Below are 13,434 nucleotides of genomic sequence, written 5' to 3'. Positions count from 1 at the left end.
TTATGAATTTACCGACAAACAACATACCAATCTACAGGTTTTTCACAAACCTGTTTTTTATTTTATTTTTAAGCTTTACAAATTTATTTTTTTCACAAGAATTACCATTAAGACCGAACAAAGCTGCTGCTGTAAAAAGTACATTACTTCCTGAAATTGCAACAGTTTCCGAAGATATCGTGTACAAAACGAACAGAAAGGGCAAACCTCTCGCTCTTGATCTCTACACTCCCAAGAATGCCACCACTGAAAAACTTCCGGTATTGATCTATGTTCACGGAGGCGGATGGGTAGAAGGCGACAAAGTGGTTAATGCAGATAATTATCTTGAAACGACTGTAAAAAAACTGATAGACAAACAGTATGCGGTAATCAGTATCAATTATACGCTTTTAAGTGACAGCATTCATTTTCCTTTGCCTTTGGAAGATACCAAAGATGCTATAAGATGGGTAAGAAAAAATGCAGAGCAGTATCATCTTGATCCCAATAATATCGGGTTGTTCGGGGCTTCTGCCGGAGCTCACCTATCCCTCATGGCAGCCTATACACCAGACAATACTTATCTGGGCAATCCCGAACTTTCCTCTTATTCGGCTAAAGTGAATTATGTGATTGATCATTATGGGCCGGCTGATCTTAATAAGCTTTTTCATACAAGATTAGGAACAATTCCGGTAGGAATGATCGGATTAATGTCTAAAAAAATTGTCGGTTTACAGGAAAATCTTGTCAAAGGAATTTCCGGATATAATATCAGAAAAGATCAGGACAGCGCTATTGATTATCTTAAAACGATTTCCCCTGTCTATTTTGTTTCCGGAGGAGTTCCTACTTTAATTGTTCAGGGGAATAATGATAAAATTGTTCCGTTAAGCCAGTCTAAAAAGCTCCACAGAAAATTAAACAGAGCCAAAATACAGAACTCCCTGATCGTCGTTGATGGCGGAGTGCATGGTTTTGGCACGACTGATAAGGCTTATCTGGATCAACTTACGGATCAGATGGTGGAATTCATTCTTTCACAAAAGAAGTAATATACATATTCCTGTTTAAGAATAATACAAAACACTATTAGCCACAACGATAAATAATAAACAAATCACAAATTTGCTAGATTGATATACATATTGATATTTTTTCATTGAGAATTAATTACCTTGGTCTTTGTTTAAATTATTAACAATAAAAACACCAATAATTTAATTTTTCATCAATAAAAATAAGCAATATGGAATCTTTAAACAATATCAATGCGCTTACGCTCATCTTTGTATCTGTTCTTCTTTTTGCAATAGCTTACCGTTTTTATGGTATTTTCATTGCCAACAAAGTTCTCCGGCTCAATGACCAGAATACAACACCTGCTGTAGAATTTGCCGATGGTAAAGATTATGTGGCTACCAATAAAAATGTACTTTTCGGGCATCATTTTGCAGCTATTGCAGCTGCCGGGCCTTTGGTAGGACCTGTTCTTGCTGCACAGTTCGGATATCTTCCGGGAGCTTTATGGATATTGATAGGATGCGTACTGGGAGGTGGGGTTCATGATATGATTGTTCTTTTTGCTTCAGTGAGACATAAAGGGCAAAGTCTAGCCACGATTGCTTCCAAAGAAATCGGGAAAGCACCGGGTACGGTAGCAGGTTTTGCGATCCTCTTCATTTTGATTCTTACACTTGCAGGCCTATCTTTAGCTTGCATCAACGCGATGCATGAAGCTTCATGGTCTCTTTTTACAGTAATCATTACGATGCCTATTGCCATCATTATGGGGTTGATTATGCGTTATAAAAAGAACAGCGTACTGTTTGCCAGTATTTTAGGAGGCATTCTCCTTGTGGCAGGGATTATAGGAGGACACACCCTGATGCAGAATCCTACGATGAATGGTTTATTTTCCTGGGATATTAAAACGATTTCTATAGCGATCCCACTGTATGGTTTTATTGCTTCTGTATTGCCGGTATGGCTTCTTTTGGTTCCAAGAGATTATCTTTCGACTTATTTAAAGATAGGAACTATTATTATGCTGGCTATCGGGGTAATCGTTATTCATCCTACGATACAGATGCCTGCTATCACAGCTTTTGTTAATGGCGGTGGCCCTATTATTGGCGGTCCGGTGCTTCCTTTTATCTTCATTGTAATTGCCTGCGGAGCGATTTCCGGATTCCATGCGGTGATTGCTACCGGAACGACTCCAAAAATGCTTAATAAGGAAAGAGAAATTCTTTTTGTAGGATACGGAGCTATGCTTGTGGAAGGTTTTGTGGCATTGATGGCGCTTATTGCAGCATGTACTTTGATGCCGGGTGATTATTTTGCGATCAATACACCCAAAGAGGCTTATGACTCATTTCTGGCAGCGCACCCTTCCCTACATGGGGTAGATATTGATTATTACTCCCAGAAAATAGGTATTGATCTGTATGGCAGAACCGGAGGTGCAGTATCTCTGGCCGTGGGAATGGCCCATATCTTTAATAAAATCCCGTATATGGACCAGCTGACGGCTTATTGGTATAATTTTGCCATTATGTTTGAAGCAGTATTTATTCTTACTGCCATTGATGCAGGCACAAGAGTCGGACGTTTCTTTTTGCAGGAAATGCTGGGATCTGTGATACCAAAATTCAATGATAAAAACTGGATTCCGGGGATCATTATCAGCAGTCTCCTTTTCACTTTTGCCTGGGGATATTTGGTGTATACCGGAAATGTAAACAGTATCTGGCCGTTATTCGGAATCAGTAATCAGCTTTTGGCAGCTTGCGGACTTATCGTCTGTACAACAATGCTGATCAGAATGAACAGAGGAAAATATGCTTTATGCTCGGCTATTCCGGGTGTGTTTATGGCGGGAATTACCTTCTGGGCAGGTTATATTCAAGTAACTGCCATTTATATTCCTAAAGGACAGTATTTGCTGGCTGCTTTAGCGGTGACAGCCATGGTTCTGATGCTTATTGTATTTGCAGGAGCTTTCAGAAAGTGGTATCAGCTGCTTCAAATCAAAACAACTGAAATTGACCATTATGGTGAACCAGTGAAAGAACTGGTAGAAAGATAAGATTCAAATTTTATAAAGAAAAACCATTAAGGAGGATTGAAGAAATAAAGTATAGTTAAGGTGAATCATTTTGATTCTTAAGCTTAAAGCGAAGCTTATCTTACTACTCTTAAACTCTTATTACATCTTAATGGTTCAAAAATAAAAGTTTAATTCATATTACATAAAGAAAAAACAGTTCAGGATTTCTGAACTGTTTTTTATAGCATTATCTTTTGTTTTATTTAAAAATTGAAATTCAATCTTGCAAAAACATACCTTCCATTCTGCCCAAACTGTGAAGTAGATCTTGAATAGATGAATTGGTCGTTATTTGTAGAAGCGGTAAGGTTTTTCGTTGGATAGATATCAAACAAATTGTTTACTCCTAAAGTCAATCCTACATTTTTAGTAAACTGATAAGCAGCAGATAAATCCGTAATAATCTTATCTCCGATCTGCTGATGTTCATTAAAATCAATAATTCCGTCTCCGTTCACATCAATAATATCAGCTCCTGTTACTTTTCCAAAATAGGTATTTCTCAAATAGAAAGTGGCACTCTTCCATGAAAGCGTGTGAGAAAGACTGGCTTTCACTCTAGGCACAGCCTCTTCAAGATATACTCTTGATTTTTCAGAGAAATATACCTTCTCCAATTGTGGCGACTGCAGAAGTCCTGCAGAATGGATATCACCAACCTGTTTCGTTTTATTAAGGTTAATAGCAAAATTATTATCCAGTTTTATTCCTGAAAATCTCACATTATGGGAAATTACAACGTCCACTCCTTTTGTTTCCGTATCAATGGCATTCGTAAAGAACTGCGCTGCATTGATTCCCAACTGATCATAAGCTTCCTGTGCTTTCTGAGGAACATTCGCTTTTAAGAACTGGTCTGTAAGAATGATACGGTTATCAATTCTCGTGAAATATCCGTCTGCTGTAAAGGTAAGACTCGCTGAAGGAATTCTGTAGGTAAATCCTACACTTGCTGATTTGGATGTTTCCTGCTTCAGTTTTGGCATATCCAGCAATCCTGCCAGCTGAGAATCATTACTGAAAGTTCCTACTTCCAAAAGCTGATTATTCGTAAATAATGTAGAGGTTACATTATAATAAATCTGGTGGATAGATGGTGCTCTGAATCCGGTAGAACCAGCAAATCTCACATTGAAATCAGGCGCTACTTTGATTCTTGAAGCCAGTTTGTAATTAAATGTAGACCCGAAATCTGAATAGTTTTCATATCTCGCTGCAGCATCTACCAATAACCAGTTGGTAAAGTTAAATTCCACATCCGCATAAGCAGCTACCGACTGTCTGTTTTTATCCACTGCATTTTCAGGTTTAAATCCGTTGAAAACCTGAGAACCTCCCGGCAGAGGCTGTCCAAAAAAGTCCGTAGCTCTCTGGCTTGGATCTCCATTCCAGATATTGCCAAACTGATCATATGTCTGATAGGAAGCTACTTCACCCTGAGTAATTTTAAAATTCTCATAACGGTGCTCTGCTCCAAACGCTACGTTGATTCCTTCCCATACATCATATTTTTTAGAGAAATCTAAATTAATAGTATTTTGAGAAAATCTTAAACCACCCGCATTAAACTCTCTTGGTGAAGCAAAACGCAAAGAGGTATTTCCTGTATTCTGAATATTATAGGTAAATGAATTCTGTCCGTATGTATTACTGAAATCAATATTCCAGCCTTCCCATTTTCCTTTAATTCCAGCTGCTAATGAGATATCCTGAATATCTGTTCCGATCTGTGGAAGGTAACCATTAGGATATAACCCTGTAAAAGTTCTGCTTTCACTTGGTCTTCTGTAGAATCCTCCGGAAGTTCCGTGTCTTATGCTATAACCACCAAAAGTATACACTTTCCAGTTATCACTTACAGGAATTTCAGCATTCACAAAAAGCTGATGATTATTAAGCTTCGACTGCCCTACCTGCATATTAAAATCCTTTCTCGTCTGTCCTCTGTAGGCCAGCTCCTGATCAGTAAAATAATTAAGCTGTTCTCTGGTGAAATTGGCAGATTTTAAAACATTTTGTAGTGCAGAAATGGTATTCGCTCCCTGAATATCATTCTGTAAACCCTGAGAAAAATAGCTCACATTTTGCGCATACTGATGGATGTAATTTACAATCTGTTGTGAATTGGGTGTACTTCCAATATTGGTAAAAAGTGAAGAAAGGTTGACTCCGTCGTTCAAGGCACGTTGTTCGATCGCATTATATGGGTTATAGATAGGACCGCTTTCTGTACCTGCTCTATACGTTGGATTTCTGAATTGTGAAGACCAGGTGATATTAAAGAAACCTCCTTTGGTTCCGATTTTATTCCCATAGTTTAAATCCAACTGAATATTTTGCCCGTCAAAATCTCCGGTGTGGTCATTAGCTGTTGGTGTAAGATTTCCTCCATAACTGATCTGCCCTGCCAGTTTTCCTGTATCTCTTTTCAGATCAAGATTGATTACTCCGGCAATGGCATCAGATCCATATTGTGCGGAGGCTCCGTCTCTTAGTACTTCAATTCTGTTTAAAGCAAAAGAAGGAATGGCATTCAAATCAGTTCCTACCGTACCTCTTCCGGATGTTCCGTTGACGTTCACCAATGCTGAAGTATGTCTTCTTTTTCCATTCACCAGAACCAAAACCTGATCGGGACCCAACCCTCTCAGCTGAGCAGGATCCAGGTGATCTGTTCCATCTGAATTGGTCTGAATGGTAGAAGTAAATGAAGGGGCAACCGCATTAAGAATTTGTCCGATATTGGTTTGTGGAAGGATAATAGAAGATTCTTTTACATTGAATACATCTACAGGAACCGGACTGTCTACTTTAGATCTGGCACCGGCTCTTGAACCCAGTACGACTACTTCTTCTACATTATTGGTTTTTATGGTGTCTTTATGTGCTTTTATGCTGTCTTTTTCCTGTCCGTAAGTAAATACGCCGAGGAAAAATAAAACTGAGGCCGAAAGAATAGTTTTCTTATTATTCATAGTTTAGAATTTGATTAACATTTATGTTTTTACAAGGTGCAAATGTAAAATTTATTTATTAGTCTACAAAACAGATAGACTTTGTTTTTGTAAAAAACTATTATCGTTTCTTTCTATCCCTCATTTAAAGTTATGATAAATTAAGGAAACATTCGTAAAAAAACATTGTTTTATAGAAAGTTAACAGTAAAATAAATTTTGAAAAAAACGCTATGTGCGCAAAGAAATTCTTACTTAGTAATTATTTTTACGATCGCAACGGCACTTAGTTCAGCAAGGAAATCATCTATGCTAAGTAGAGCGCCTTCGCGATCGAAAAATATACATAGTGTGATCGTCACATTGCGAAATTCCCGTTAAAATGAATTTTATAAAAACGCTAAACACGCAAAGAGACAAATTGCTTATTGATTATTCTTTCGGTCGCAATGGCACTTCGTTCAGCAGAGAACTTGTCTTAGCTAAGTGAAACGCCCTTGCGATCGAAAAATATACATAGTGTGATCGTCACATTGCGAACTTCCCGTTAAAATGAATTTTATAAAAACGCTAAGTACATAAAGAAATCTCTTACATATCCATTATTATCACCTTCGCAACGTCGCTTCGTTCAGCAGAGGACTTGTCTTAGCTAAGTGAAACGCCATCGCGATCGAAAAATATATATAATGTGATCGTCACATTGCGAACTTCCCGTTAAAATGAATTTAGTAAAAACGCTAAACACGCAAAGAGACAAATTGCTTATTGATTATTCTTTCGGTCGCAACGGCACTTCGTTCAGCAGAGGGCTTGTCTTAGCTAAGTGAAACGTCCTTGCGAACAAAAAATAGAAGATCCAGATAATCACATTGCGAATTTTGTGTTTAAAAATAAAAACGGATCCAAAAAATGAATCCGTTTCCTTTATTTTATTTTGAAAATTAAATCTTAGTCAGTTTAGCATATTTCAGGATCAGATTTTTCTCTCCTTCATGCATGAAAACAACTTTTGCTTTGATATTCTGAGGATCTGTTCCATCCAGGAAAGTGACTTCCCCAATTCCGAAACGGTCGTGTCTCACTTTATCTCCTACTTCAATATCCTGAGAAGAAGCTCCGCTTGGATTGATAATCTTAGCCGTACTTACCGGTTTCAGCTTTCTGACTTCAGGAGCAGGTTTCGAAGTATCACCTCTGTCAATAGTTTTCTTTTCAACCTTTTTGAACGATTTCATTTCTGAAGGATGCTCATCAAAAATATTGGATTTCACGCCTGAATTATTGATAAACCTTTTTTCCAAAGCAGGATTAAGGAATTCAATATATTCATCATCAATTTCGCTTAAGAATCGTGAAGGCTCAGCATCTGTAATTTTCCCCCATTGAAAACGGGAAACAGCATAGGAGAAGAAGGCTTGTTTTTCTGCTCTTGTCAATGCCACATAGAATAATCTTCTCTCCTCTTCCAGGTCTTCTCTGGTTGCTGAGCTCATAAAGCTAGGGAAAAGGTTTTCTTCAAGTCCTACCAGGTGAACCACCGGGAACTCCAGTCCTTTTGAAAGGTGAATCGTCATCAGAGAAACCATATCATCTTCCAGTTCCTTATCCTGAGTATCTGCAGAAAGGGCAATATTTTCAAGGAAATTGGAAAGACTAGGATCTCCGTCTTCAAGCTGCATCTGTTCTTCGATGAATCCCTGCATGGAGTTCATCAATTCCTGTACGTTTTCTACTCTGGAAATTCCTTCAGGCGTCTGATCATCTTTCAGAAACTTGATTAAACCACTTCGTTTTGCCACTTCCATAGCAACACTGTAAGCCGTTTCTGTTTTCAGCAATACCTGAAAAGCTTTGATCATTGACCAAAAGTCATTCAGTTTGTTTAAAACTCCATTGTTCAGACCTAATTGCGGTGCATACATCGGAAGATTCTCCAATACTTTTGAAACCGCAATATTGTGAGCATCAGCAAAAACAATCAGTTTATTCTGTGTCGTTTCTCCAATTCCTCTTGCAGGATAATTGATAATCCTCATTAACGCCTCAGAATCATTTTCATTGATCAGAAGACGAAGGTATCCAATAAGGTCTTTTACTTCTTTTCTTTGATAGAAAGAAAGGCCTCCATACACTTTGTACGGAATATTTTTACGTCTCAGCGCATCTTCAAAAGCACGCGTCTGAGAGTTGGTTCGGTATAAAATGGCAAAATCGCTGTATTTTCTCTGGTCACGGTTACGAAGTTCCCAGATATTTCCTGCCACGAAATTGGCTTCATCAGCATCGGAAAGAGATCGGTATATTTTGATCTTATCTCCCTCTTCATTATCACTGAAGACATTTTTCTTAAACTGCTGCAGGTTTTTAGCGATGACCACATTAGCTGCATTTACAATATTCTGTGTGGAACGGTAATTCTGCTCCAGAGATACCGTTATAGCATCCGGATAATCTTTTTTAAAGTTTAAGATATTGTAGATATTCGCTCCACGGAAAGAATAAATAGACTGTGCATCGTCTCCTACCACACAGATATTCTCAAATTTCGAAGCCAAAGCTTTTACAATAAGATACTGAGAGTGGTTGGTATCCTGATACTCATCTACCATGATGTACCTGAATCTGTCCTGATATTTTGCCAGTACTTCCGGGAAACGGGTTAATAGTTCATTGGTTTTCAATAAAAGATCATCAAAATCCATAGAACCGTTTCTGAAGCACTGATCTACGTATTTCTGATAAATCTGCCCGATGAATTTCATATTCGCTTTTTCATCCGCTTCCATCAGTTCCGGGTTGTTGAAATAAGCTTTTACCGTAATCAGGTTGTTCTTATAGGTTGAAATTCTTGCCTGAACTTTTTTAGGTTTATAAAGATCAGCATCAATATTCATATCCTTCAGCACTTTTTTAATCACATTCAGGGCATCCTGCTGATCATAAATGGTAAAATTGGAAGGATACCCAAGATAATGGGCTTCAATTCTTAAAATTCTTGCAAAAACCGAGTGAAATGTACCCATCCAAAGGCTTCTTGCATTGCTGTCCCCTACTACTTTGGCGATACGTTCTTTCATCTCACGTGCTGCTTTATTGGTAAAGGTAAGCGCCAGGATATTGAAGGGATCTATTCCGTTGTGTATTAAATGGGCAATACGCATGGTCAATACACGCGTTTTACCGGAACCTGCTCCGGCAAGTACCATCAAAGGTCCTTGTAAAGAGGTAACAGCTTCATATTGTGATTCGTTGAGTCCTTTCAAATAGTCCATACAGCAAAAAAATTTTTGGGAACACAAAATTAAGGTATTCGGAGGAGAATTCAAACTTTCATAGTATTGCATCTGCATCAAAATAATTTATACAGAATTTAGAACTGAATATTTTCGATATAGAGAGAATTAAATTTAATATTTTGAAAAAAAAACAAAATTTATCTCTTTCAATAGAATTAATATGTATATTTATAACTGAATTTTAACAAAACTTTTAATCATGAAAAATTTAAAAAAGCTTTCCAGAACGGAGCTTAGAAAGTTATCGGGCGGTGAAGGCAGCCTTGTTTGTGGTATGACATGTTCATCCGGAAAAGTAATTTCAATGCATCATTGCGATAGTTGTGCTCCAATGAGTGGAGGAGCTGGCATGGGATGCGGAGTCAACACATCCATATTAGGCCGAGGTCCCGCTGAAATGACAATGTATGTAGAAGAATGCTAAATAATAAAATCCGTATCTTTAATGAGGTACGGATTTCTTTTTATTAACTGCCCATCTTTTATTTTCATTAGAAATTGTAACAAATAGAGCATATTTGGCACTAATTGATAAACAATTTCTAAATTTTATGAAAAAGCGACTTCTTTCTGCTGCTGCCGTAGCTTTCTTCGGGCTAATCATGAATGCACAGCAAATCAAATTCGAGGAGTATGATCTTCCTAATGGTCTTCACGTAATTCTTCATCAGGATAATTCTGCACCGGTTGTAACAACAAGTGTAATGTACCATGTAGGAGCAAAAGACGAAGTACAAGGCAGAACAGGTTTTGCTCACTTCTTTGAACATCTTTTATTCGAAGGAACACCAAATATCAAGAGAGGTACATGGATGAAGATTGTCGCTGCAAATGGAGGTGTAAATAATGCCAATACGACCAACGACAGAACATATTATTACGAAACCTTCCCTTCCAATAATGAACAGCTTGGACTTTGGATGGAAGCAGAAAGGATGCGCCATGCAGTAATCAACCAGATTGGTGTAGATACTCAGAGAGAGGTAGTGAAAGAAGAAAAAAGATTAAATATGGATAACAGGCCATATGGAAATCTATTTACAGCAATTTTAAATAATTTATTTACAAATCACCCTTACAAATGGCCCACTATAGGTTCAATGGAAGACCTTAATGCGGCCAAACTGGAAGAATTCCAGGCATTTTACAAAAAGTATTATGTTCCTAATAATGCTACTTTAGTGGTTGCTGGAGATATCAAACCTGAGCAGACTAAGAAATGGATTGAAACATACTACGGAGGAATTCCAAAAGGAACCCTTTATCCAAAAGATTTCCCGAAAGAAACACCTATCACTCAGGAAAAAGAAGTGACTGCTACTGACCCGAACATCCAGCTTCCTGCTTATGTATTCGCGTACAGAACTCCAGCTAACAAAGAAAAAGACGCTTATGTTTTGGATATGCTTTCTTCTTATTTAAGCAGTGGTAAGTCTTCTGTTTTATACAAAAAATTAGTAGACCAGGACAAAAAAGCACTTCAGGTAGCGGCTTTCAACCAGGGACTTGAAGACTACAGTATTTTTGCCTTCTTCGCGATTCCAATGGGACAAACTACGAAACAGGCTTTACAGACAGATATTGATGCTGAAATCAAAAAGCTTCAGACGACTTTAATTTCTGAAGAAGATTATCAAAAACTTCAAAACCAATACGAAAACCAGTTTGTAAATGCCAACTCAAGCATTCAGGGAATTGCGGCTTCATTGGCAACCAACCACGTACTGATGGGTGACACAAATCTGATCAACAAAGAAATCGACATTTACAGATCTATCACCAGACAGGATCTTCAAAATGCAGCTAAAAAATATCTGAATTCCAACCAAAGAATAATCATCAATTACGTACCTGAGAAAAAGTAATTATTCAACTTTTTAGGTGACAATATGATTATTAAAAATTAAATTTTTACAAATGAAAAAGCAATTAACATATATAGCTGCAGCATTTTTCTTTACAGGAATGGTTTCAGCACAAAAAATAGATCTTAATGCAATGCCAAAACCAGGACCTACTCCTGCGATTAACATTGCGAAGCCAAAAACTTTCCAGCTAAGCAACGGTCTTACGGTAATGGTGGTTGAGAACAACAAATTACCAAGAGTAAGTGCCAGCCTTTCTATGGACAGACCTCCATACAACGAAGGAGCAGTAACCGGAGTAAGCGGCATTATGGCTGAGCAGTTCGAAAACGGAACAACCAACATCAGCAAAGACGATTTCAACAAAAAAGTAGACTATCTTGGGGCAAATCTTAATTTCTCTTCAGGAGGTGCTTCTGCCAATTCACTTTCAAAATATTTCCCTGAAATTTTAGGTCTAATGGCTGATGCAATCATTAATCCTAAATTCTCCGCTGAAGAAATTCAAAACTCTAAAGAGAGAACTCTTGAAGGATTAAAAGCTGATGAAAAAAATGCTTCTTCAATTGCTGAAAGAGTATCCAACGCTTTGATGTATGGGAAGAATACGTCAAGAGGTGAGTTTGAAACCGTTGAGTCTATCAACAAAATTCAGCTTGCTGATGTACAAAATGTTTATAAAAAATACTACGCTCCGGACAATGCTTACTTAGTAATTGTAGGAGACGTAAAGTTTGACCAGGTAAAGCCTTTGATCGAAAAAGCTTTCAGTGGCTGGAAAAAAGCGAACACTCCTATTACACCATTAGAACCTGCTTCTAATGTTGCCAAAACGGAGATCAACATAGTAGATGTTCCTTCTGCAGTACAGTCTGTTGTTTCTTTAAACAACCTGAACACCCTGAAAATGAAAGATGCCAACTACTTCCCTGCTACAATCGCCAATTACATCCTTGGTGGTGGCGGTGAAGCCAGACTTTTCATGAACCTTCGTGAGAAAAACGGATTTACTTATGGGGCTTACTCAGAAATGGTGGCCAGCAAGTATTCTCCACAATTCTCTGCAAGTGCAAGCGTAAGAAATGAGGTTACAGACAAAGCTGTTAAAGAATTCATGAATGAACTTAACGCGATCTCTACCATAAAACCAGAAGAGTTGGAAAATGCTAAAGCTAAATTGAAAGGAGCTTTCATTCTGGCCCTGGAACAACCTGCCAATATCGCAAGATTTGCTTTAAACCTGAAGGTTCAGGATTTACCAGCTGATTTCTATACCAATTACTTAAAATCTATTGATAAGGTAACTGCAGCAGATGTTTCCAATGCAGTAAAAGCTACCATCTTACCCAACCAAAGCAGAATATTCATCGCTGGTAAAGCTTCTGATATTTCTGAAGGATTGGAAAAACTGGGTTATCCTGTAAAATATTTCGATAAAGAAGCCAACCCTGTTGCAAAACCAACTGTACAAAAAGTGGATGCCAATGTAACCGTTGCATCTGTTGTTGACAAGTACATCAATGCTATCGGAGGAAAAGCTAATCTGGCGAAAATCACTTCTTATACAACCAACGCCTCAATGTCTATGCAAGGACAAAATATCGATTTTAAAATTATTAAAGCACAAGAGGGAAAGGAGCTTACCACTGTAACAGCAATGGGACAGGTTGTTCAGAAGCAGGTTTTTGATGGAAAAACCGGTTATTCTATGCAAATGGGACAAAAGGTTGACATCACACCGGAGGAAATTGCCGAAAAACAAAAAAATACTGAGATTTTCGAAGAATTGGGATTTGCAAAATCTCCCGACTATAAATTAGGAGGAATTGAGAAAATCGGAGGTGAAGATTCTTATGCTATTAAAGGAGGAAATACAACCTATTACTACAGTGTGGCAACGGGATTAAAAACCGGAGAAACTAAAAAAGTAAAAGCTAAAGGTCAGGAAATGACCATTCCGACGACATTCTCGAATTACAAAGATGTAAACGGCGTAAAAATGCCTTATACCATCTCTGTAAGCCAGATGGGAATGGACATGACGATGACGGTAAAGTCTTATGAGATCAATAAGGCTACAGATGCCGATTTTAAATAAGAACATCCTATTTTTATACAAAAAACGGCAACAAATGTTGCCGTTTTTATTTTTATCAACATTTGGCGACATCTTTTTTTGTAATTCAGTAAAAAAAGATTAAATTTGCCCATTCAAAAAGATA

Annotated in this window: 7 protein-coding genes; 5 read left to right on the top strand and 2 right to left on the bottom strand. The window is 37.7% G+C overall.

Features of this window, described 5'->3' with window-relative positions; translation table 11 throughout:
* Nucleotides 1-2: 2 nt before the first annotated feature.
* Both DDF69_RS10720 and DDF69_RS10715 read left to right on the top strand, forming a co-directional pair.
* Complete coding sequence (locus DDF69_RS10720; protein WP_114820787.1) at nucleotides 3-1,037, top strand: alpha/beta hydrolase; 1,035 nt, start codon at nucleotides 3-5, stop codon at nucleotides 1,035-1,037.
* Between the two features lie 194 nt (nucleotides 1,038-1,231).
* A complete protein-coding gene (locus DDF69_RS10715; RefSeq protein ID WP_185144334.1) occupies nucleotides 1,232-3,073 on the top strand; it encodes a carbon starvation protein A in 1,842 nt (613 codons plus the stop codon).
* 224 nt (nucleotides 3,074-3,297) lie between these two features.
* Here DDF69_RS10715 and DDF69_RS10710 read toward each other — a convergent pair whose 3' ends face one another.
* Nucleotides 3,298-6,069: a TonB-dependent receptor plug domain-containing protein gene (locus DDF69_RS10710; RefSeq protein ID WP_114820786.1), complete on the bottom strand. Its 2,772-nt coding sequence runs from the start codon at nucleotides 6,067-6,069 to the stop codon at nucleotides 3,298-3,300.
* A gap of 923 nt (nucleotides 6,070-6,992) precedes the next feature.
* Nucleotides 6,993-9,323, bottom strand: a complete 2,331-nt coding sequence (locus DDF69_RS10705; RefSeq protein ID WP_114820785.1) for an ATP-dependent helicase — start codon at nucleotides 9,321-9,323, stop codon at nucleotides 6,993-6,995.
* A gap of 223 nt (nucleotides 9,324-9,546) precedes the next feature.
* Here DDF69_RS10705 and DDF69_RS22520 point away from each other — a divergent pair, with 223 nt between their 5' ends.
* From DDF69_RS22520 to DDF69_RS10690, 3 genes are all read left to right on the top strand, one after another.
* Complete coding sequence (locus DDF69_RS22520; protein ID WP_114820784.1) at nucleotides 9,547-9,771, top strand: bacteriocin-like protein; 225 nt, start codon at nucleotides 9,547-9,549, stop codon at nucleotides 9,769-9,771.
* 127 nt (nucleotides 9,772-9,898) lie between these two features.
* Complete coding sequence (locus tag DDF69_RS10695; RefSeq protein WP_114820783.1) at nucleotides 9,899-11,212, top strand: M16 family metallopeptidase; 1,314 nt, start codon at nucleotides 9,899-9,901, stop codon at nucleotides 11,210-11,212.
* 52 nt (nucleotides 11,213-11,264) lie between these two features.
* Nucleotides 11,265-13,310: a M16 family metallopeptidase gene (locus tag DDF69_RS10690; RefSeq protein ID WP_114820782.1), complete on the top strand. Its 2,046-nt coding sequence runs from the start codon at nucleotides 11,265-11,267 to the stop codon at nucleotides 13,308-13,310.
* Nucleotides 13,311-13,434: the final 124 nt, after the last annotated feature.

It is taken from the genome of Chryseobacterium sp. KLBC 52 (genome assembly GCF_003347605.1).
Classification (GTDB): domain Bacteria; phylum Bacteroidota; class Bacteroidia; order Flavobacteriales; family Weeksellaceae; genus Chryseobacterium.
Note: the sequence above shows the minus strand (reverse complement) of the source record. Positions and strands in the feature narration are given on the sequence as shown.